The sequence below is a fragment of the Streptomyces sp. NBC_00237 genome, assembly GCF_026342435.1.
Taxonomy (GTDB): Bacteria; Actinomycetota; Actinomycetes; order Streptomycetales; family Streptomycetaceae; genus Streptomyces.
This window is the reverse complement of record NZ_JAPEMT010000002.1, coordinates 2,623,995-2,643,643: the sequence shown is the minus strand read 5'-3', so window position 1 is coordinate 2,643,643 and position 19,649 is coordinate 2,623,995. Positions and strand designations below refer to the sequence as shown.

Genomic DNA, 19,649 nt, shown 5'->3' with positions numbered 1-19,649 from the left:
TTTTGCCCCTCGCCCCTGGGGGCGGGGCTTCCTCGGAAGGGCTGGCGGCGCGGAGGGTGGGGGCGCGGGCGGTGTCTCTGCGGCAGACTCGAAGGCATGCGTACTGCACACCGTGTCGAGACCGTGAGGGCCGCCGAGCGGGAGGCCATGGCCAGGCTCCCGGAGGGCGCGCTGATGCAGCGTGCCGCCGCCGGACTGGCCGCCGCCTGCGCCGATGTGCTGGAGAGGCGGGTGTACGGGGCGAGGGTCGTGCTCCTCGTCGGCAGCGGCGACAACGGCGGCGACACGCTGTACGCGGGGGCCAGGCTCGCACGGCGCGGGGCGGGGGTGACGGCGGTGCTGCTCGCGCCCGAGCGCGTGCACGGGGGCGGACTGGCGGCGCTGCGGGCTGCGGGCGGGCGGGTGCTGACGGGGCCCCACGACGGGGCACAAGGGGCCGTTGAGGGGGATGTGGTCGGGCGGCACGGGGCCCACGAGGTGCTGGCCCGCGCTGATCTCGTACTGGACGGGATCGTGGGCATCGGAGGGCGCGGCGGGCTGCGCGAGGAGGCGGTGCCGTTGGTGCGTGCGGCGCGGGATTCGGGGGCGGTGGTGGTCGCCGTCGACCTGCCGAGCGGGGTCGACGCGGACACGGGGGAAGTGGCGGGGGAGTGCGTGCGGGCGGACGTGACGGTGACGTTCGGGACGTACAAGCCGGGGCTGCTGGTCGATCCGGCGCGCTCCCGCGCGGGGGTGGTGCGGCTGGTCGACATCGGGCTCGACCTGGCGGGTGTTCCCGCAGACGTGGAGGCGCTCCAACACGCCGACGTGGCGGCGCTGTTGCCGGTGCCGGACGCGGAGAGCGACAAGTACCGGCGGGGCGTGGTCGGGGTCGTCGCCGGGTCGGCGAAGTACCCGGGGGCGGCGGTGCTGTGCGTCGGCGGGGCGCTGCGGGGCGGGGCGGGCGCGGTCCGTTACGTGGGGCGGGGCGGGGACGCGGTGCTCGCGCGCCACCCCGAGGTGCTGGTGCACGACCGGTCGCCCGGCGGGGCGGGGCGCGTGCAGTCCTGGGTGATCGGGCCCGGGCTCGACGACGGGGTGACGGGCGCGCTCGACGAGGTGCTGGCGTCGGACGTACCGGTGCTGGTGGACGCCGACGCGCTGGGGGCGCTGGACCCGGACGCCGTGCGGGGGCGGGGCGCGCCGACGCTGCTGACGCCGCACGCGGGGGAGGCGGCGCGGCTGCTGGGGGTCGCGCGGGAGGAGGTCGAGGCGGGGCGGCTGGACGCGGCCCGGCGGCTGGCGGCGCTGTACGGGGCGACGGTGCTGCTGAAGGGGTCGACGACGGTGGTGGCGGGGCCGCCGGGCGGGGACCACCGCCCGGTGCGCGTCAACCCGACGGGGACGCCGTGGCTGGCGACGGCCGGGAGCGGGGACGTGCTGGCGGGGTTGGTGGGGTCCCTGTTGGCGGCGGGGTTGGGGGTGGTGGACGCGGCGTCGGCCGGGGCGTACCTGCATGGGCTGGGGGCGAGGCTGGTGGCGCGGGGGGTGCCGGTGGCGGCGGGGGATGTGGTGGAGGGGGTGGAACTGGCCTGGCGGGGGATTACCGGCCCGTCCGGCGTTTGAGGACGCGCGGACGAAGCCTGTGCAGGGGGCGAGGGGCGTGCAGGGGGTGAAGCCCGTGTTGGGGGGCGAAGCCCGTATAGGGGGCGAGGGGCGTAGCCCCATGAGTGAGACCAGCCCCTCCCGGTCCCGGACGGGAGCCCCGTCGGCCCCGCACCCCGCAGGGGAGCCCTCTCTCAGCCCGCCGTCGGCGTGATCGGGGTGTTCAGGTTCCAGGTGATCGGGATGTTCTCGCCGCCGAAGGTCCTCACGATCAGTTCGTCGTCCGTGAGGTGATGGTTGTCCTGGATGCCCCGGCGCACGTTCGTGCCGGGCTTGGCGCCCCACACGTAGAGGTTGCTGCCGACACCCAGCTGCTTCCAGAGCCGTTCCGCGTCCTCGACGTACAGGTTGACGCAGCCACCGGAGCCCGCCTCGAAGAGGTCGCCGTAGGTGCCGTGCAGCGCCTGCCCACCGCTGAAGAACTGGCTGTACGGCATGGGGGCGTTGTTGTAGATGGTGGAGAAGTGGTTCTTGTGCCTCCAGTAGACCTTGTGCCAGCCGACCCGGGTCTCCAGACCCCGGATGCCGCTGCGGATCGGCACCGGCGCGAAGGTCACCTTCCGGCCGACCTGCACCCACAGGAGCTGACGGCGGAGGTCCACGCAGGTCACCGAGTAGCGGCGGACCGGGCACTGGCCCGCCGCGTTCGGGTTCTTGCGGGCCTCGCGGACCAGCAGGAGGCCGTGGGTCATGGCGGTGGCCCGGCCGTCCGCCGGGTCGATGTTCAGCTGCTGCTGGAGCTTGCGGATCGCGACGCAGTCCGCGGCCGACTGCTTGCCGTCGACCTTGAGCTTCAGCTTGCGCTCCAGCTCCTTCTGGTACGGGCCGGTGGGCGCGGTGCACGGCTCCTCCGCCGCACTGGACGCGACCGGGACGGCACCCGGTGCGGCGGCGGCGAAAGCGGTCGTCGGTGCGACGGTGATCGCGACGGCGGCGATACCGGCCGCAGCAGTTATACGGGCGAGGGGGGCGCGCTTCATGGTTCCTCAGCTCCTCCAGTGCGCGGATCCCGCATGCGGTGGACTGCATGCGGCGGGCCGGTGGGAACGGGCCCGTTCACGTCCATCGGGCGGCCGCTGCGCCCCGCCCGCCACGCACGGCCTGCCGACCGGGTGAAGCTGCGGGCCAAATGTGTGACGTTCCGTGAGATGCCGTGTGCGTGGCGGTACGTGGCGTCGGTCACCCGGAGGGGCCGCCCGGGTCGTCTGACCGGCCGTGTCGTAGCCCTCTGCGAGACTGGGTCCCGATGACCGTGAAGACCGAGAGCCAGGCGATGACCCAGTCGGTGACCCAGTCGGCGACGCAGGCCCCCCCGATGCGGGCCCGCGCCGAGATCGACCTCGCCGCCCTGCGCGCCAACGTCGGTACGATCCGTGCCCGCGCCCCGCACGCCGCGCTGATGGCCGTCGTGAAGTCCGACGCGTACGGGCACGGGGCGCTGCCGTGCGCCCGCGCCGCTCTCCAGGCCGGTGCGACCTGGCTCGGCACGGCGACCCCGCAGGAGGCGCTCGCCCTGCGCGCCGGGGGGATCACCGAGGCGGACGCCCGCGTCATGTGCTGGCTGTGGACCCCGGGCGACCCGTGGGGCGAGGGCATCGAAGCCGGTCTCGACCTGGGGATCAGCGGGCTCTGGGCGCTCCGCGAGGTCACCGACGCCGCCCGCGCTCTCGGCCGTACGGCGAGGATCCAGCTCAAGGCCGACACCGGTCTCGGCCGCAACGGCTGCCAGCCGGGCGACTGGCCCGAACTGGTCGCCGCCGCCCGCGCCGCCGAGGAGGCGGGCCACGTCAAGGTCACCGGGCTGTGGTCGCACTTCGCGTGCGCGGACGAGCCGGGGCATCCGTCGATCGACCTCCAGCTCACGGCGTTCCGCGAGATGGTCGCGTACGCCCAGGGGCAGGGACTCGACCCCGAGGTGCGCCACCTCGCCAACTCCCCGGCCACGCTGACCCTCCCGCACGCCCACTTCGACCTGGTGCGCACCGGCATCGCGATGTACGGGGTGTCCCCGAGCCCCGAACTGGGCACGTCAGCCGACCTCGGGCTGCGCCCGGTGATGACGCTGGCCGCGTCCGTCGCCCTGGTCAAGGAGGTCCCCGCAGGGCACGGCGTCAGCTACGGCCACCACTACGTCACCGAGCGGGACACCACCCTCGGCCTGATCCCCGTCGGGTACGCGGACGGGATCCCGCGCAACGCGTCGGGGCGCGGCCCCGTGCTGGTCGGCGACCGGTGGCGGCGGGCCAGGGGCCGGATCGCCATGGACCAGTTCGTGGTGGACCTCGGCGGGGAGACGGTCGAGGCGGGGGCGGAGGCGATCCTGTTCGGCCCCGGCGACCGGGGCGAGCCGACCGCGGAGGACTGGGCGCGGGCCGCCGACACCATCGCGTACGAAATCGTCACGCGCATCGGCAAGCGCATTCCCCGCGTCCATGTGAATGAGGACCCGTCGCACGACCGGTAGGCACCAGCGAGGAGCGGCACGTGAGCAGGAGCAGCGCGGAGGGCGTCGCCGCCGTGGCGCGTACGGCGACTCGTACGGCGGCCGAGGCGGCCGAAGCGGGTGCCCCCGGCACCTGGCGCCGGGCGGGACTCGCCGGGGCCGCGATAGGCGTGATCGCCGCGGGAGCGGCGGCCGGGGTGGCCGTCGAGCGGCTGACGGTCGGCCGGGGCCTCCGCAAGAAGGCCCGCCTCGCCCTCGACGCGGCGGGCCCGTACGGCGCGCTGCGCGGCACTCCGGGCACGGCACGCGCCGACGACGGCACGGAACTGTACTTCGAGGTGGACGACCCGCAGGGCGAAGGACCCGGGGCGTCCGGAGCCTCCAGCGGCTCGGCCGCGCCCGGCACCCCCACGATCGGCAGCCAGCAGACGGGCGAGGGGCGCGCCGGTCCTCCCCGTACGGCCGACGGCGGCACGGCGGCCGACGAGGGACGCGGCGGTCCTTCCCGCACGGCCGACGGCGGCACGGCGGCCGCCGCCGCGCCGCGCCGCAAGCTCTTCGGGCGGCGCGCCGCCGTGGCCCCCGTCACCGTCGTCTTCAGCCACGGGTACTGCCTCAACCAGGACTCCTGGCACTTCCAGCGCGCCGCTCTGCGCGGCGTCGTGCGCACCGTGCACTGGGACCAGCGCAGCCACGGCCGTTCCGCGCGCGGCTCGGCGCAGGCCGACGGGGAGCAGGTCACCATCGACCAGCTCGGCCGGGACCTGAAGGCCGTCATCGACGCGGCGGCACCCGAGGGGCCGTTGGTGCTGGTGGGGCACTCGATGGGCGGGATGACGGTGATGGCGCTCGCCGACCAGTTCCCGGAGCTGATCCGCGAGCGGGTGGTCGGCGTGGCCCTCGTCGGTACGTCGTCGGGGCGGATGGGCGAGGTCAACTTCGGACTGCCGGTCGCCGGGATGAACGCGGTGCGCCGCGTCCTGCCGCGCGTGCTGCGCACCCTGGGCTCGCAGGCGGAGCTGGTGGAGCGGGGGCGGCGGGCCACGGCCGACCTGTTCGCGGGGGTCGTCAAGCGGTACTCGTTCGGGTCCAGGGACGTCGACCCGGCGGTGGCCCGGTTCGCGGAACGGCTGATCGAGGGCACGCCCATCGACGTGGTCGCCGAGTTCTACCCGGCCTTCCAGGACCACGACAAGACGGCCGCGCTCCGGCACTTCGCGGACCTGCCGGTGCTGGTGCTGGCGGGCGTGAAGGACCTGGTCACGCCCAGTTCGCACAGCGAGGCCATCGCCGCCCTGCTGCCGGACGCCGCGCTGGAGATCGTCCCCGACGCGGGCCACCTGGTGATGCTGGAGCACCCGGAACTGGTGACGAAGCGGCTGGAGGAGCTGCTGGGTCGGGCGGGGACGGTGCCGCCGACTAACGTGGGCTCCCATGGACGTACCGCACAGCAGCGGGGCCGCTGAGAACGGCCCGGTCATCACCTCTCACTCCCTCACCGTCACCTCCCCCGCCGCCATGGGGGAGCTGGGGCGCGCGCTCGCGAAGCTGCTGCGGCCCGGCGACCTCGTGATGCTCACCGGCGAACTCGGCGCGGGCAAGACCACCCTGACCCGCGGCCTCGGCGAGGGCCTCGGCGTGCGCGGGGCTGTCACCTCGCCGACCTTCGTCATCGCCCGGGTGCACCCGCCGCTGGGCGACGGGCCCGCGCTGGTGCACGTCGACGCGTACCGCCTCGGCGGTGGCCTGGACGAGATGGAGGACCTCGACCTGGACGTGTCGCTGCCCGAGTCGGTGATCGTCGTGGAGTGGGGCGACGGCAAGGTCGAGGAGCTCTCCGACGACCGGCTGCACGTGGTGATCGACCGCGCGACGGGCGACACCGACGACGACGTACGGAAGGTACGGCTGGACGGCATCGGCGGGCGCTGGGCGGACGCGGGCCTGGCGGATCTGGCGGACCTGTCGGCACCGGGAGCCTGACCGGCGGGACGCGTGCTCGGGGCGGAAGCACGGCGTCCGGGCGGGCCGTGCCGCTGCTGCTAACGTCACGACAAAGTCGTGCAGATGTCGACCGAAGCGTTCCCAAGCGTTCCGAAGCGTTGATCGAAAGCGTTGATCGAAAGGTGCAGCAAGGTGGCTAGCAGCAGCTCGGGAATCGTGGCCGGGCTCACCGCGGGGGCACTCGCCGTCGTCGGCTTCCTCGCCTACCAGGCGTCGGCGAACGCGCCCGACTCGGTGGCCGCCCCCAGCTCGTCCACCTCGCCCGCCCAGCCCGGTGCCAAGGAGAAGGCCCCCCAGCGGTCGCCGCTGGAGCTGCCCGCCGAATCCGGCAAGGGCAGCCGGGTGGTGTACTCGCTGTCCGGCAAGCGGATCTGGCTGGTGGACACCGAGGCGAAGGCGGGCACCAAGCCGCCGACCTTCGTGGTCGCGCCGAGCGCGGTCAGCCCGACGCCGGACACCTATCTGGTGATGTCCCGCTCGATCCGGATCACCGGGTCGGACGGCAAGCCGGTGGAGCACGTCGTGAGGTTCGCCAACGTCGACGGGGTGACGATCGGCTTCAGCGCGGCCGTCGACGGCACGATGCCGACACCGGGCACGAAGCCGCAGGAGGGCACGGGCGCGGTACGGCTGAGCCGCGAGGACGGCGCCAAGGTCTGGGAGTTCGCGACGCGGGGCGTCAAGGTGGTCGTCGTCCCGTAACCCGGCGTCCCGTAACCCGGCGTCCCGCAACCCGGCGTTCCGTAACCCGGCGTCCCGTAACCCGGCGTCCCGTAACCCCCGTACCCGATCGAGGGGATCGTCTAGGCGGCTTCGCGCTGCCCGGCGGTCCCCTCGTCGCTGTCCCGGGCCCTGGCCTGCCGGGGCGGGGTGGAGACCGCCGTGGCCGCGGCGCAGGACGCGAGCAGGGCGCTCATGGAGACGGGTGCCGATGCCTTTGCCGGGGCGGGTGCCGAAGCGGGCGCGGCAGGCGTCATGGGCTTCTCGACTTCTCGTTCCGGTGCCGACATGGACGCCTCCTGGGGCGACGGGAGCAGGCGCAGCGGGATGGTTAGGTAGACCTAACCTATGTCTCAGGACCCATGTGACCATGCCGCGCACCCCCGATGCAACATCTTCCCGACACGTTGTCGGAATGTACGGAGAGAACGCACGGCGGGACGGCGGAGTTCCCGGTCCGCACGGCCGGACGCCGTGTCCGTGCCGCACGGGCCGTAGGCTGTTCGTGTGCTCCTGCTCGCCGTTGATACCGCCACCCCCGCCGTCACCGTCGCCCTCCACGACGGCGACTCCGTCGTCGCCGAGACCACCCGGGTCGACGCCCGAAGGCACGGGGAACTGCTGCTGCCCCTGATCGACGAGACCCTCCGCGAGGCCGGGCTCAAGCTGGACGCCGTGACCGGACTGGTCGTGGGCGTCGGCCCGGGTCCGTACACCGGGCTGAGGGTCGGCCTCGCGACCGCCGAGACCTTCGCCTTCGCACTCGACGTACCGGTGCACGGCCTGTGCACGCTGGACGCGCTCGCGTACAGGGCGGGCACGGAAGGCGGCCTGGAAGGGCCCTTCGCGGTGGCGACGGACGCCCGCCGCAAGGAGGTCTACTGGGCCCGGTACGACGACGCGCGCACCCGCACCACCGAGCCCGCCGTGGACCGCCCCGCCGAGATCGCCGAGTCCCTCGCGGGCCTGCCGGTGGTCGGCGCGGGCGCGCTGCTCTACCCCGAGGCGTTCCCCGACGCCCACGGCCCCGAGCACGTGTCGGCCGCCGCGCTCGCCTCGCTGGCCGCCGAGAAGCTGGCTGCCGGGGGCGAGGGCTTCCTGCCGCCGCTTCCCCTCTACCTGCGCCGCCCCGACGCGCAGGTGCCGAAGAACTACAAGGTGGTCACCCCCAAGTGACCACCCCCGCCGCCGAGAGGGCCGGGGTCGCCGTCCTGCGCGAGATGCGCTGGTGGGACATCGATCCCGTACTGGAACTCGAACACGAGCTGTTCCCCGAGGATGCCTGGTCGCCGGGGATGTTCTGGTCCGAGCTGGCGTCCGCGCGCGGCCCCCGCGCCACCCGCCGGTACGTCGTCGCCGAGGACCCGGCCACCGGCCGCCTCGTCGGGTACGCGGGACTGGCCGCCGCCGGTGACCTCGGCGACGTACAGACCATCGCGGTCGCCCGCGACCAGTGGGGCACCGGCCTCGGCGCCCGCCTCCTCGCCGACCTCCTCAAGCACGCGACCGCCTTCGAGTGCGCCGAGGTGCTGCTCGAAGTACGGGTCGACAACACCCGCGCGCAGAAGCTGTACGAACGCTTCGGCTTCGAGCCGATCGGCTTCCGCCGCGGCTACTACCAGCCGGGCAACGTCGACGCCCTCGTGATGCGCCGTACGACGACCGAAGAGACAGAAGAGATCCAGCCATGAACCTTGTCAGCGGTATCGACGAGCCTTTGGTCCTCGGCATCGAGACCTCCTGCGACGAGACGGGCGTCGGCATCGTGCGCGGCACGACGCTGCTCGCCGACGCGGTCGCCTCCAGCGTGGACACGCACGCCAGGTTCGGCGGAGTCGTCCCCGAGATCGCCTCCCGCGCCCACCTCGAAGCGATGGTCCCCACCATCCAGCGGGCCCTGAAGGACGCCGGAATCGCCGCCTCCGACCTGGACGGCATCGCCGTCACCGCAGGTCCGGGCCTCGCGGGCGCGCTGCTGGTGGGCACGACCGCCGCCAAGGCGTACGCGTACGCCCTGGGGAAGCCCCTGTACGGCGTCAACCACCTGGCCTCGCACATCTGCGTCGACCAGCTGGAGCACGGCAAGCTGCCCGAGCCGACCATGGCGCTGCTGGTCAGTGGCGGTCACTCGTCGCTGCTGCTCGCCCCGGACATCACCTCCGACGTACGTCCGCTCGGCGCGACGATCGACGACGCGGCGGGCGAGGCGTTCGACAAGATCGCCCGCGTGCTGCACCTCGGCTTCCCCGGCGGTCCGGTCATCGACCGGCTCGCGCGCGAGGGCGACCCGAAGGCGATCCACTTCCCGCGCGGCCTGACGGGTTCGCGCGACCCGGCGTACGACTTCTCCTTCTCCGGCCTGAAGACCTCCGTGGCCCGCTGGATCGAGGCCAAGCGGAACGCGGGCGAGGAGGTTCCGGTGCGGGACGTCGCCGCGTCCTTCCAGGAGGCGGTCGTCGACGTGCTGACCAGGAAGGCCGTACGCGCCTGCAAGGACGAGGGCGTCGATCATCTGATGATCGGCGGCGGTGTGGCCGCGAACTCCCGGCTGCGGGCGCTCGCGCAGGAGCGCTGTGACAAGGCGGGCATCACGCTGCGCGTTCCTCGGCCCGGACTGTGCACGGACAACGGGGCGATGGTCGCGGCGCTCGGTGCGGAGATGGTGGCCAGGAACCGGCCCGCCTCCGACTGGGACCTGTCGGCGGACTCCTCGCTTCCGGTGACGGAGCCGCACGTGCCGGGGCACGGCCACGATGAGGGCCACGGCCACGGCCACGGCCACGGTCATGGTCATGGTCACGCGCACGACCACGATCACGTCCACGAGATCAGCAAGGACAACCTCTACTCATGACCGTCGCGCTGATGTGGGAGGCCCGCGCCGTCGACGGCAAGGGCCCCGAACTCCTGGAGTGGGCCTACGCGCAGGCGGAGGTCCTCGCCACCGCACCGCTGCGCCGCGAGATCCTCCGGGCGCCGCAGGACCGGGTCCTCGTCATCACCTGGTGGGACGCTCCGTACGAGGCGGAGCTGCCCGAACTCCCGGAGCCCGACGGCGAGTTGATCACGCGTGCGGTGCACCGGTGGCGGTTCGAATCGGTGGAGCGGGGCTGAGCGCATCGGGTTGCGCCGTTCGGCTGACTAGCGAGTGGCGTTAACTGCTTTTCGGACAATTCGACTTGAGACTCGGCGGGGTCGGGGGACACCCCCGTCCGTCGAGAAAGTGAGTCGTTGAATGTCCGTATCTCAGCTGAAAGTGACCCGTGCGGGTCTGGGCGCGGTGTCGTTGGGGATCGCGCTCGCGGTCTGCGCGCCGACCGCTTCCGCTTCCGTTTCCTCCTCCTCGTCCCCTGCCTCTGTTCGCGCTTCCGCCCCCACCGCGTTCGTCGCCGCCCACGGAGTCGGCGGGAAGGTGACCGCGCGGCACGGGCAGTTCGTTCGCGAGCACGCCACGTCGTCGTCGCGGAAACTCGGCTCCTACCGGGACGGCGCGATTGTCCGCCTCGCCTGCAAGGTGCGCGGCCAGAACATCCACGGCAACGACATCTGGTTCAAGCTGTGGGACCGCTCGGGCTGGCTGAGCGCCAAGTACGTGCAGAACTTCGGGCACGTCAACTGGTGCGGCCACGGCCACCGCGCGCTGGTGGGCGACTAGGGATCCGGCAAGGCCGGGCGGCCCCCGCGCAAGCCTCCGCCGCGCGCCCCGCCCCCACCCGTGGCAGCCTCGTACGAGTAGCGACGAAGGAGGCGGCACGGCCATGACCAGGGTCGACGTACACGCGCACTACTTTCCCGAGCTCTACCTCGACATGCTGGACGAGTTCCGAGGCTCGCCCGACGGGACCGCCGGGACGCGCGGCGGCGGAGGCGGCAGCACGCCGGAGGAGATCGAGGGGCGGCTCGCCTCGATGGACGCCGCCGGGATCGACGTACAACTGCTGTCGTCACCCCCGCAGGTGCCGTACTTCGACGACGCGAGCCAGGCGCTCGGTGCGTCGCGGGTCGCCAACGCCGCGTACAGCGACCTGATCCGCGCCCACCCCACCCGCTTCCGGGCGCTCGCCTCGCTGCCGCTGCCCAACGTCCTCGCGGCGGTCGACGAACTCGGCCGCAGCATGGACGAGTTGGGGTTCCTGGGAGCCTCCGTGACCACGACGGTCCTCGGTCGGCCGCTCACCGACCCGGAGTTCGTGCCGCTCTTCGACGCACTCGACCGGCGCGGTGCCGTACTGCTCGTCCACCCGGCGGGCGAGTCCGGCGGTTCGCCGCTGCTGCACGGCGCGGGCCTGGACTGGATCGTCGGGCACGCCGTCGAGGAGTCGGCCGCGCTGCTCCAGCTCTTCCAGGCCGGGATCACCGTCCGGTACCCCCGTATCAAGATCATTACGGTGCACATGTGCGGCGTGCTGCCCTTCCTCGCGCAGCGGCTGGACGCGAAGGCGGGCTGGTACCTGCCGGAGGGCACTCCTCCGGTCTCGGAGCTGCTGCGCACGGTGTGGCACGACACCGCCAACCCGAGCGCGGGCGCGCTGCGGCTCGCCCAGGAGGTGTACGGGACGGACCGGCTCGTGCTCGGCACGGACTTCCCGTTCGAGACCGGCGACGGCTTCCAGCGGCACGTCACGTACCTAACCGAATCCGGACTTCCGGAGGACGACATCCGCGCCATCCGGGACGAGAACGCGGCGAAGCTTCTCGGGCTCTGAGATCCGGCCTCCGGGGTCCGGCCTCCGGGTCCTGCTGTCCGGGGTCCGGCCTCCGGGATCCTGCCTCCGGCCTCTGAGGCTCCCTTTACCGAAGAGACGTACGCTGGTCGTACTCGCGGCACTGGGGAGAGGGGCGTGCGATGGCCTGGTACTGGTGGATATTCATCTTCTTCATGATGGGCGGATTCGGCGGCCTCGCGAACATGGGCCGCCAGGCCCTCGCCACCCGCCACGAGCGCCAGCTGGAGCGCATCGAGGTGCAGCGCAAGGAGCGCCAGGCCCTTGAGGCCGCGAGCAAACCGCCGGAGCCGATCTGCGGCTGCACCCACCACCTCGCCAAGCACGACAAGGCCGGGAAGTGCCACGAGTCGGTCGAGAAGCCGACCGCCTGGGACGAGGACAAGAAGCCGATCCGCTTCGAGGCGGGCACCTGCAACTGCCAGCAGTACGTGGGTCCGCAGCCGCTCTCGCAGGTGTACGCGGACGAGCTGACCGACCTCGCATAGCGTTCGTCGCACCGGGTAGCGTTTGACGCCGATCGTGTCCGCCTGCCCGCAGTCGTACGAAGGAATCCGCACCCGCATGCCCCGCCAGCCCCTGCCGCCGCCCCCGCCTCCCCCGCAGTACCGCACCTGGCCGCACCCGGAGGCGATGCTGGCGGACCGGGCGCGCGCGATGCGGGAGTTGGGCCGCAGGGCGCTCGGGGTACCGGCGGCCGTGGGGTTCTGGCTGTACGCGCTGCTGCTCGCGGTGGGGTGGGGCTGCGTGGGGGTCGCGCTCCAGACCTTCGAGCAGGGCATGTTCCCCGACGTGCTGATCGGCGGGATCTTCCTCGTCCTGGGAATCGGCGGCATCGTGCCCGCCGTCGTCCTGCTCGCCCTCGGGGTGAAGCGGGACCGGACGATACGTCAGCGCCTGCGCGAGTGGGGCGAGTTGGGGTCCGATCAGGCATGTGGCGTGCCCTGCTCGAACGACGTTGAGAGCTCGGGGAAGGACAGCGGACTCCGCGCGCCCGGCCGGAGCCTCGCCTGGATGCTGCCCTCCTTCGTGCTCGCGGCGTTCGGGCTGTGGACCTCGCTGGCCTGGGCGGCGTCGGCGAGCCCCGGATCGGACACGTACGCCGATGCCGCGTACTTCATCGGGATGGGGTGCGTGATGTGGGTGGTGGGGCTGCTGGGGATGGTGAAGGCGGTGGGGCACTACAGATGGGCGGTGCGGGTGGTGGCGTGAGGGTTGTGCGTTCGTACGGGGTGCTTCGGGGCTGACGCTTCGTACGGGAGGCTCCGTGTCAGCCCTCCCGTACCGCTTGCCACACCCATGCCGTGACCCGCTTGTGCCCCGGCAGTTCCCCGCGTCCCGTGCACCACAGCAGCACCTCGGCCGGGTCGCCCGCCGGAGCGTCCGGGAAGAGCCGCTCGATCACGTACGTCGCCGAACGGGCGGGAGGAGTCCACGGCACGCCGAGCCCCTGCGTGATGTCGTACGTGTGGAGCATCGCCTCCGCGACCCCCATCGCCTCGAACCCCGTGGGATCGCACGGACCCCAGTGGTAGGCCCGTACCTCGGGGCCCGCGGTGGCGAGGGTGCTCGTGAGCATGCCGCCTGACGCCCGGATCACCCGGAGCACTTCGCGGGGCGGGGTTCCGGGCCGGACCACCAGGTCGAACGGCAGGTAGCAGTCCTCCGGACGAGCCGCCAACTGGCCTGCGTAGGCGGCGAGATCGTGCGCGATGTGGGCGGCGGTCTCCCAGCAGGTCCACTCCATGCGCTGCTCCGGCGGACCGGCCGGGGCGGTCCAGGCGCGCGCGTCACCGGCCGTCGGTTCCAGGACGCGCTGCAACTCGTCGAGAGCTTCCTCGATGTGTGTCATGGGGGCCTGCCTACCCGTGGGCGCGGGTCTCACCCCCGGGCGGGGTGGCCGATCAGCATGGTCGGAGCGCCGGCGACGCGGGTGAGGAAGACGGTCGCGGAGTTCTTGCCGGAGAGCTTCATCTTCTTGCGGAGCTCTTCGGGCTCGACGGCGGAGCCGCGCTTCTTGACGGTGAGGACGCCGACCTCGCGCTCCCGGAGGACCGCTTTCAACTTCTTGACGCTGAAGGGCAGTTGGTCGGTGATTTCGTACGGGGTCGCGTAGGGGGTGGGGCGCAGTTCGTCGGCCGTGATGTAGGCGATCGTCTCGTCGATCAGGCCGCCGTCGAGGTCCTCGGCGACCTCGGCGACGAGGTGGGCGCGGATCACGGCGCCGTCGGGCTCGTAGAGGTAGCGGCCGACCGGGCGGACGTCGGGGTCGGGCAGGCCGCGGCCGAGGAGGCTGGCGCCGGAGGGCAGGAGGGTGGCGCGGCGGCCGCCCCGGGTGAGGTGCGGGCTGCCGGGCGGGGCGTGCCAGAGGACGGCTTCCTTGACGTCGCCGCCGTCGGAGATCCACTCGGCCTCGAAGTCGTCCGGGACGAGCTCGTGGGGGATGCCGGGGGCGATCTTGACGGCCCCCGCGCCGACCTTCCGTACGGCTGCGACGGAGAAGGAGAGGGGCGGGGAGTACGCCTCGGGGTCGAAGATCCGGCCGCGTGCTCCAGACCGCCGTGCCGGGTCGAGGAACAGGGCGTCCGCGCCGGTCAGGTCGTACGTCAGGACGTCCGCCTGTACGACGTCGAGCACGGCGGGATCGGGGAGGAGGGCCTGGGCGTTGGTGTGGGCGGCCAGGCAGGCGGCGGGGTCGAGGTCGACGGCGGTGACGTGCAGGCCCGCGCGGGCCATGGCGAGGGCGTCGCCGCCGATGCCGCCGCAGAGGTCGATGACGTGGGGGGCCTTGCGGGCGGTGGTGGTGTCGGGGGTGGTGGCGGGGGTGGGGGCCGTGGCGGGGGAGGCCGGGTGCTGTTCGGCCGCGTGCTGTTCGTTGACGATCGGGCGGAAGCGGGCCGCCCGGTAGTCGGCGACGGACTTGCGGGTCGACTGCTCGACGCCGTTGGGCGTGAAGTACATCCGCTGTGCGTCCTCGGTGCCGAACTTCGCCGCCGCCCGCTGCCGCAGCCGGGCCTGGGCGAGGGCCGCCGACACCAGCTCGGGGGAGTGATCGCGGCGCAGCCGGGTCGCGAGTGCCAGGGCCTGGGCGGGGTCGTAGTCGCGCAGCTCGGCGAGGAGGGCCTGGCCCTCGGGGGCGAGGAGGGCGCGGAAGGCGTCGAGGGCTGCGGCGGTGGTGGCGGCTGCGGCTGCGGCGGTGGCGTCGGCGGAGGGGTTCTTCACCCGGTCCATTGTGGGTCAGCCTGGGGTGGGCGGCTGGCTGGGGGCGGAGCCGGTCGGCGGCGGGGCTGAGCAGGGCTGGGTGGGGGACGGCCGTGGGCCGGGTGCGGTGTGGGTCGGGTCCGGTGTGGGTCGGGTCCGGTGTGGGCCGGGTCCCGTGTGGGCCGAGTGGGCGACGGTGCGTGCCCCCTCGCGGTGTCGTCCGGTTCGTGGAGGGGTGCGCTGACAGGATGCGGCGCCATGCGACTTGTACGACAAAAAGAAGAAAGAGGTCCCTCTGTGGATATCTCCGGAGGTGCAGGACGAAGAAGGGGCAGCATTGCGGTAGCGGTTCTGGTCGTGGCCGCGATCGCCTCGGGGTGCGCCACCCCGGAAGAGGAGACGGGCGGGCAGGGCGGGTCCGCCGTCGGCAAGGAGGGGAACGAGGGACAGGGGAGGAAGGTCGACGGCGCGGCCGGTGCGCTGCTCTCACCCGCGGAGAAGCTGCGGCGCGAGCAGGCCGAGGCGAAAGCGGCGCAGGCGGCCCGGGTGGCGGCCGCCAGGCGCTGGGGGCTGGTGCAGGTACCGCTGGCCGCGCCCGCACCGCCCCAGGTCAGACCGACGATCACGGCCCGCAGGGGCTTCGAGGTGGAGGGGCAGGTGTCGGAGGGCCTGCCGCCGGTGTTCACGACGGTGCCGGTCAAGGACAGGGTCGTGTTCCTGACCATCGACGACGGGGCGGAGAAGGACCCCGAACTGATCCGGATGATGGACGAGCTGAAGATCCCGTACAGCTCCTTCCTCTCCGACTACCTGGTGAAGGAGGACTACGGCTACTTCAAGAAGATGCAGGACAAGGGCGTCGCCCTGCACAACCACACCCTCAACCACCGGTACCTGCCCGGCCTTTCGTACAAGCAGCAGAAGCGCGAGATCTGCGGCCAGCAGTCCAACATCGAGAAGCGCTACGGCAAGCGGCCCCCGCTCTTCCGCCCGCCGTACGGCAACTACAACAAGGACACCCTCGTCGCCGCGAAGTCGTGCGGAGTGAAGGCGATCCCGCTGTGGGCGGCGGAGGCGTTCCCCGACCGGATGGAGTGGCGGGAGTGGGACAAGGACCTGCACCCGGGTGACATCGTCCTCACGCACTTCCGGGGGCCGGACGACTGGAAGGGCTCCATGCCCGACATGATTCGCCGGGTCATGAAGACCATCACCGCGAAGGGCTACGCGGTGGCCAAGCTGGAGGACTACGTCTGACCGCTCTGTTCCTCGGTAGGAGTGGCGGCGCGGGAACGAGCGGGGCCGACTTCCCGTCTGCTAGCGCGGGAGCGGGAATCGCACACCCTCCGGCGGAGTGCGCCGGAACGGGCACGAAGGTCGAAGGTCGAAGGAATCCAGTGGGTGGAGTACGAGTGCGCCGGTCGGGGCTGTGGGTTGCGGGAGCGGTGGCGGCCGCTGTGCTCGCCGTGGGGGTGAGCGGCTGTTCCGGAGGGAACTCCGGGGAGGGGGTGGGGGGAGGGCCCTCGACAGCGCCGGACCGGTCGGCGTCCCACCCCACCGCCCCCGGCAACCCCGCCCCCGCCGCCCCCCTGACCGACACCAGGGGCGTACCGGCCAAGGCGTACACCCGCTGGGGCCTGCCGAAGCCCCTCGCGCCGGTGCCCGAGCGCCCGGACCGCACCCCCGTGCTCAAGCCCTCCGGACCGCCCGTCGTGCTCGACCGGGTGAAGACGAACGACAAGGTCGTCTTCCTCACCTACGACGACGGGGCCGAGAAGGACCCGCAGTTCGTGAAGATGGTCGCGGAGCTGAAGCTGCCGGTCAGCATGTTCCTCACGGACAGCGTCGCCGGGAGCGACTACGACCACTTCAAGAAGCTCCGCGACGCGGGCGGCGGCACGATCCAGAACCACACCACGGGCCACGCCAACCTCCGCACCCTCTCCTACGAGGGCCAGCGCCGGCAGATCTGCGGCCAGCAGGACCGCCTGGAAGCCCACTTCGGCACCCGCCCCACCCTCTTCCGCCCGCCGTACGGCAACTACAACAGCGACACCGTGCGCGCGGCGGGCAGCTGCGGGGTGAAGGCCCTCGTCCTGTGGCGGGAGTCCATGCAGATCCACAACATGCGGTACGCGGAGGGCGACCGCCTCAAGCCCGGCGACATCGTCCTCGCCCACTTCCGAGGACCGGACGAGCTCAAGGGTTCGACGATCACCGAAATGACGACCCGCATGCTGCGCCGCATACAGGACCAGGGCTTCACGGTGGCCCGCCTGGAGGACTACCTCTAGAAGAGCCACTCCCGCTCGGGTGCGGCGAGCCGCCGGTCCTGGCCCCGGCCGAGGCGGGGGGCGCCGTACCGGATCGGAGGTCACGGCTCGCACTGTCGTACGGAACCCAAGAGGCCCGCCGTACGTTTCTCCGTACGGAGACCGCTCAGAACCCGTACGAAGGCCCCCAGAGCCCGTACCGAGACCGCCCGGAGCCCGTACCGAGACCCCCTCCGGAACCCGTGACGGGACCCGCCCCCGTCACCCCCGGCGGTCCTGAATTGGCACTCCGCTTGACCGAGTGCTAACCGCGTCATAGTCTCGGCTCTGGCACTCACCACTGGAGAGTGCCAACACAGCGACGGGCAGGTCCGGCACCCGCGACGACGGATCCACCTGGTCGCCACCCCAGACTGTTAACCCCGTGAGATCTCCGAAGGGGGAGACCGGATCGTGACGACCGCAAGCTCCAAGGTTGCCATCAAGCCGCTTGAGGACCGCATCGTGGTCCAGCCGCTCGACGCCGAGCAGACCACCGCCTCTGGCCTGGTCATCCCGGACACCGCGAAGGAGAAGCCCCAGGAGGGCGTCGTCCTCGCCGTGGGCCCGGGCCGCTTCGAGAACGGCGAGCGCCTCCCGCTCGACGTCTCCGTCGGCGACGTAGTGCTGTACAGCAAGTACGGCGGCACCGAGGTGAAGTACAGCGGCGAGGAGTACCTCGTCCTCTCGGCTCGCGACGTTCTCGCGATCATCGAGAAGTAATTCACTTCTGCATTTCATGAACCGCGCCCCTGGCCCCCGCTCACACGCCGGGTGGACAGGGGCGCGGCTCGTTTTGCGCAGTTCGTAATTCCGAGAGGACTTGAAAAGCTCCATGGCGAAGATCCTGAAGTTCGACGAGGACGCCCGTCGCGCCCTTGAGCGCGGCGTCAACAAGCTTGCCGACACCGTGAAGGTGACGATCGGCCCCCGCGGCCGCAACGTCGTCATCGACAAGAAGTTCGGCGCCCCGACCATCACCAACGACGGTGTCACCATCGCGCGTGAGGTCGAGCTCGACGACCCGTACGAGAACCTCGGCGCCCAGCTGGTGAAGGAGGTGGCGACCAAGACCAACGACATCGCGGGTGACGGTACGACCACCGCCACCGTGCTGGCCCAGGCGCTCGTCCGCGAGGGTCTGCGCAACGTCGCCGCGGGTGCTTCCCCGGCCGCCCTGAAGAAGGGCATCGACGCCGCGGTCAAGGCCGTGTCCGAGGAGCTCCTCGCGACCGCCCGCCCGATCGAGGACAAGTCCGACATCGCCGCCGTGGCCGCGCTCTCCGCGCAGGACCAGCAGGTCGGCGAGCTCATCGCCGAGGCGATGGACAAGGTCGGCAAGGACGGCGTCATCACCGTCGAGGAGTCCAACACCTTCGGCCTGGAGCTCGACTTCACCGAGGGCATGGCCTTCGACAAGGGCTACCTGTCGCCGTACATGGTGACCGACCAGGAGCGTATGGAGGCCGTCCTCGACGACCCGTACATCCTGATCCACCAGGGCAAGATCGGTTCGATCCAGGACCTGCTGCCCCTCCTGGAGAAGGTCATCCAGGCCGGTGGCTCCAAGCCGCTGCTGATCATCGCCGAGGACGTCGAGGGCGAGGCGCTCTCCACCCTCGTCGTCAACAAGATCCGCGGCACGTTCAACGCCGTGGCCGTCAAGGCCCCGGGCTTCGGCGACCGCCGCAAGGCGATGCTCGGCGACATGGCCACCCTCACCGGTGCCACCGTCATCGCCGAAGAGGTCGGCCTCAAGCTCGACCAGGCCGGTCTGGACGTACTGGGCACCGCCCGCCGCGTCACGATCTCCAAGGACGACACGGTCATCGTCGACGGCGGTGGCGAGTCCGCCGACGTGCAGGGCCGCGTCAACCAGATCAAGGCCGAGATCGAGTCCACGGACTCCGACTGGGACCGCGAGAAGCTCCAGGAGCGCCTGGCGAAGCTCGCCGGTGGCGTCTGCGTCATCAAGGTCGGTGCCGCGACCGAGGTCGAGCTCAAGGAGAAGAAGCACCGTCTGGAGGACGCCATCTCCGCGACCCGCGCCGCGGTCGAGGAGGGCATCGTCTCCGGTGGTGGCTCCGCGCTCGTCCACGCCGTGAAGGTCCTCGAGGGCAACCTCGGCAAGACCGGCGACGAGGCCACGGGTGTCGCGGTCGTCCGCCGCGCCGCCGTCGAGCCGCTGCGCTGGATCGCCGAGAACGCCGGTCTCGAGGGTTACGTCATCACCTCGAAGGTCGCCGACCTCGACAAGGGTCAGGGCTTCAACGCCGCGACCGGCGAGTACGGCGACCTGGTCAAGGCCGGCGTCATCGACCCGGTCAAGGTCACGCGCTCCGCCCTGGAGAACGCCGCTTCCATCGCCTCGCTGCTGCTCACGACCGAGACCCTGGTCGTCGAGAAGCCGGCCGAGGACGAGGGCGACGCCGGTCACGGCGGCCACGGCCACTCCCACTGAGCCTGAGGCTCAGCAGGTAGCTGTACGTTCCTGAAGCCCGGCCCCGTCGCGATGACGGGGCCGGGCTTCGGCGCTTTCCGGGGCGGGCCCTCGGGGTGGGGCTGAGGCGTTCAGGGGGCGCGGGGAACTGCGCGAACAGC

21 protein-coding genes are annotated in these 19,649 nt (G+C 72.1%); 17 read left to right on the top strand and 4 right to left on the bottom strand.

Annotation, left to right across the window (positions count from 1 at the left end; all coding sequences use genetic code 11):
* Nucleotides 1-96 precede the first annotated feature (96 nt).
* Nucleotides 97-1,605 carry an NAD(P)H-hydrate dehydratase gene (locus OG897_RS25475; RefSeq protein ID WP_266659662.1) on the top strand — a complete coding sequence of 503 codons (1,509 nt, stop codon included), beginning with the start codon at nt 97-99 and terminating at the stop codon, nt 1,603-1,605.
* 173 nt (nt 1,606-1,778) lie between these two features.
* On the opposite strand, the gene OG897_RS25470 is transcribed toward OG897_RS25475, so the two are convergent.
* Nucleotides 1,779-2,624: a L,D-transpeptidase gene (locus OG897_RS25470; protein WP_266659660.1), complete on the bottom strand. Its 846-nt coding sequence runs from the start codon at nt 2,622-2,624 to the stop codon at nt 1,779-1,781.
* A 293-nt stretch (nt 2,625-2,917) separates the two neighbouring features.
* Between OG897_RS25470 and alr the strand changes: the two genes are divergently transcribed.
* The 4 genes from alr to OG897_RS25450 all read left to right on the top strand — a co-directional run bounded on the left by alr (nt 2,918) and on the right by OG897_RS25450 (nt 6,793).
* Complete coding sequence (gene alr, locus OG897_RS25465) at nt 2,918-4,108, top strand: alanine racemase (protein ID WP_266660489.1); 1,191 nt, start codon at nt 2,918-2,920, stop codon at nt 4,106-4,108.
* A 53-nt stretch (nt 4,109-4,161) separates the two neighbouring features.
* Entirely contained in the window at nt 4,162-5,553 is a 1,392-nt protein-coding gene (locus OG897_RS25460) for an alpha/beta fold hydrolase (RefSeq protein WP_266660487.1), read from the top strand.
* A complete protein-coding gene (gene tsaE, locus OG897_RS25455; protein ID WP_266659658.1) occupies nt 5,522-6,070 on the top strand; it encodes a tRNA (adenosine(37)-N6)-threonylcarbamoyltransferase complex ATPase subunit type 1 TsaE in 549 nt (182 codons plus the stop codon). Before OG897_RS25460 ends, tsaE begins: the two co-directional genes overlap by 32 nt.
* A gap of 153 nt (nt 6,071-6,223) precedes the next feature.
* Nucleotides 6,224-6,793, top strand: coding sequence for a hypothetical protein (locus OG897_RS25450; RefSeq protein ID WP_266659656.1), 570 nt, complete (start codon nt 6,224-6,226; stop codon nt 6,791-6,793).
* Between the two features lie 101 nt (nt 6,794-6,894).
* On the opposite strand, the gene OG897_RS25445 is transcribed toward OG897_RS25450, so the two are convergent.
* Nucleotides 6,895-7,101 (bottom strand): hypothetical protein, encoded by a 207-nt coding sequence (locus tag OG897_RS25445; protein WP_266659654.1) that lies wholly within the window; start codon nt 7,099-7,101, stop codon nt 6,895-6,897.
* Between the two features lie 217 nt (nt 7,102-7,318).
* On the opposite strand from OG897_RS25445, the gene tsaB reads away from it, so the two are divergent.
* From tsaB to OG897_RS25405, 8 genes are all read left to right on the top strand, one after another.
* Entirely contained in the window at nt 7,319-7,987 is a 669-nt protein-coding gene (tsaB, locus tag OG897_RS25440; RefSeq protein WP_266659652.1) for a tRNA (adenosine(37)-N6)-threonylcarbamoyltransferase complex dimerization subunit type 1 TsaB, read from the top strand.
* Nucleotides 7,988-8,031: 44 nt separating this feature from the next.
* Nucleotides 8,032-8,502 (top strand): ribosomal protein S18-alanine N-acetyltransferase, encoded by a 471-nt coding sequence (gene rimI / locus OG897_RS25435; protein WP_266660485.1) that lies wholly within the window; start codon nt 8,032-8,034, stop codon nt 8,500-8,502.
* Nucleotides 8,499-9,665 carry a tRNA (adenosine(37)-N6)-threonylcarbamoyltransferase complex transferase subunit TsaD gene (gene tsaD / locus OG897_RS25430; RefSeq protein ID WP_266659650.1) on the top strand — a complete coding sequence of 389 codons (1,167 nt, stop codon included), beginning with the start codon at nt 8,499-8,501 and terminating at the stop codon, nt 9,663-9,665. Before rimI ends, tsaD begins: the two co-directional genes overlap by 4 nt.
* Complete coding sequence (locus OG897_RS25425) at nt 9,662-9,925, top strand: hypothetical protein (RefSeq protein WP_266659649.1); 264 nt, start codon at nt 9,662-9,664, stop codon at nt 9,923-9,925. Before tsaD ends, OG897_RS25425 begins: the two co-directional genes overlap by 4 nt.
* A 121-nt stretch (nt 9,926-10,046) precedes the next feature.
* Complete coding sequence (locus OG897_RS25420) at nt 10,047-10,466, top strand: hypothetical protein (protein ID WP_266659648.1); 420 nt, start codon at nt 10,047-10,049, stop codon at nt 10,464-10,466.
* A gap of 103 nt (nt 10,467-10,569) precedes the next feature.
* Nucleotides 10,570-11,517 (top strand): amidohydrolase family protein, encoded by a 948-nt coding sequence (locus tag OG897_RS25415; protein WP_266659647.1) that lies wholly within the window; start codon nt 10,570-10,572, stop codon nt 11,515-11,517.
* Nucleotides 11,518-11,657: 140 nt separating this feature from the next.
* Nucleotides 11,658-12,023: a hypothetical protein gene (locus tag OG897_RS25410; protein ID WP_266659646.1), complete on the top strand. Its 366-nt coding sequence runs from the start codon at nt 11,658-11,660 to the stop codon at nt 12,021-12,023.
* A gap of 76 nt (nt 12,024-12,099) precedes the next feature.
* Nucleotides 12,100-12,747: a hypothetical protein gene (locus tag OG897_RS25405; protein ID WP_266659645.1), complete on the top strand. Its 648-nt coding sequence runs from the start codon at nt 12,100-12,102 to the stop codon at nt 12,745-12,747.
* Between the two features lie 58 nt (nt 12,748-12,805).
* Here the strand turns inward: OG897_RS25405 and OG897_RS25400 are convergent, their stop codons facing one another.
* Together OG897_RS25400 and OG897_RS25395 are read right to left on the bottom strand one after the other, a co-directional pair.
* Nucleotides 12,806-13,387: a hypothetical protein gene (locus tag OG897_RS25400; protein ID WP_266659643.1), complete on the bottom strand. Its 582-nt coding sequence runs from the start codon at nt 13,385-13,387 to the stop codon at nt 12,806-12,808.
* Between the two features lie 29 nt (nt 13,388-13,416).
* Nucleotides 13,417-14,766 (bottom strand): SAM-dependent methyltransferase, encoded by a 1,350-nt coding sequence (locus tag OG897_RS25395; RefSeq protein WP_266659641.1) that lies wholly within the window; start codon nt 14,764-14,766, stop codon nt 13,417-13,419.
* Between the two features lie 228 nt (nt 14,767-14,994).
* Between OG897_RS25395 and OG897_RS25390 the strand changes: the two genes are divergently transcribed.
* The 4 genes from OG897_RS25390 to groL all read left to right on the top strand — a co-directional run bounded on the left by OG897_RS25390 (nt 14,995) and on the right by groL (nt 19,509).
* A complete protein-coding gene (locus OG897_RS25390; RefSeq protein ID WP_266659639.1) occupies nt 14,995-15,993 on the top strand; it encodes a polysaccharide deacetylase family protein in 999 nt (332 codons plus the stop codon).
* Nucleotides 15,994-16,244: 251 nt separating this feature from the next.
* On the top strand, nt 16,245-17,030 hold the full coding sequence (locus tag OG897_RS25385) for a polysaccharide deacetylase family protein (protein WP_266659637.1): 786 nt from the start codon (nt 16,245-16,247) through the stop codon (nt 17,028-17,030).
* 432 nt (nt 17,031-17,462) lie between these two features.
* A complete protein-coding gene (groES, locus tag OG897_RS25380) occupies nt 17,463-17,771 on the top strand; it encodes a co-chaperone GroES (protein ID WP_185028083.1) in 309 nt (102 codons plus the stop codon).
* Between the two features lie 112 nt (nt 17,772-17,883).
* Nucleotides 17,884-19,509: a chaperonin GroEL gene (gene groL / locus OG897_RS25375; protein ID WP_266659634.1), complete on the top strand. Its 1,626-nt coding sequence runs from the start codon at nt 17,884-17,886 to the stop codon at nt 19,507-19,509.
* Nucleotides 19,510-19,649: the final 140 nt, after the last annotated feature.

Excerpts from the sequence above, each read along its gene's own strand:
- OG897_RS25475 (WP_266659662.1), top strand. The coding sequence starts at position 97 with ATGCGTACTGCACACCGTGTCGAGACCGTGAGGGCCGCCGAGCGGGAG.
- OG897_RS25470 (WP_266659660.1), bottom strand. The coding sequence starts at position 2,624 with ATGAAGCGCGCCCCCCTCGCCCGTATAACTGCTGCGGCCGGTATCGCC.
- alr (WP_266660489.1), top strand. The coding sequence starts at position 2,918 with ATGACCCAGTCGGTGACCCAGTCGGCGACGCAGGCCCCCCCGATGCGG.
- tsaE (WP_266659658.1), top strand. The coding sequence starts at position 5,522 with ATGGACGTACCGCACAGCAGCGGGGCCGCTGAGAACGGCCCGGTCATC.
- OG897_RS25445 (WP_266659654.1), bottom strand. The coding sequence starts at position 7,101 with ATGTCGGCACCGGAACGAGAAGTCGAGAAGCCCATGACGCCTGCCGCG.
- rimI (WP_266660485.1), top strand. The coding sequence starts at position 8,032 with ATGCGCTGGTGGGACATCGATCCCGTACTGGAACTCGAACACGAGCTG.
- tsaD (WP_266659650.1), top strand. The coding sequence starts at position 8,499 with ATGAACCTTGTCAGCGGTATCGACGAGCCTTTGGTCCTCGGCATCGAG.
- OG897_RS25425 (WP_266659649.1), top strand. The coding sequence starts at position 9,662 with ATGACCGTCGCGCTGATGTGGGAGGCCCGCGCCGTCGACGGCAAGGGC.
- OG897_RS25420 (WP_266659648.1), top strand. The coding sequence starts at position 10,047 with ATGTCCGTATCTCAGCTGAAAGTGACCCGTGCGGGTCTGGGCGCGGTG.
- OG897_RS25415 (WP_266659647.1), top strand. The coding sequence starts at position 10,570 with ATGACCAGGGTCGACGTACACGCGCACTACTTTCCCGAGCTCTACCTC.
- OG897_RS25410 (WP_266659646.1), top strand. The coding sequence starts at position 11,658 with ATGGCCTGGTACTGGTGGATATTCATCTTCTTCATGATGGGCGGATTC.
- OG897_RS25405 (WP_266659645.1), top strand. The coding sequence starts at position 12,100 with ATGCCCCGCCAGCCCCTGCCGCCGCCCCCGCCTCCCCCGCAGTACCGC.
- OG897_RS25400 (WP_266659643.1), bottom strand. The coding sequence starts at position 13,387 with ATGACACACATCGAGGAAGCTCTCGACGAGTTGCAGCGCGTCCTGGAA.
- OG897_RS25395 (WP_266659641.1), bottom strand. The coding sequence starts at position 14,766 with ATGGACCGGGTGAAGAACCCCTCCGCCGACGCCACCGCCGCAGCCGCA.
- OG897_RS25390 (WP_266659639.1), top strand. The coding sequence starts at position 14,995 with ATGCGACTTGTACGACAAAAAGAAGAAAGAGGTCCCTCTGTGGATATC.
- groL (WP_266659634.1), top strand. The coding sequence starts at position 17,884 with ATGGCGAAGATCCTGAAGTTCGACGAGGACGCCCGTCGCGCCCTTGAG.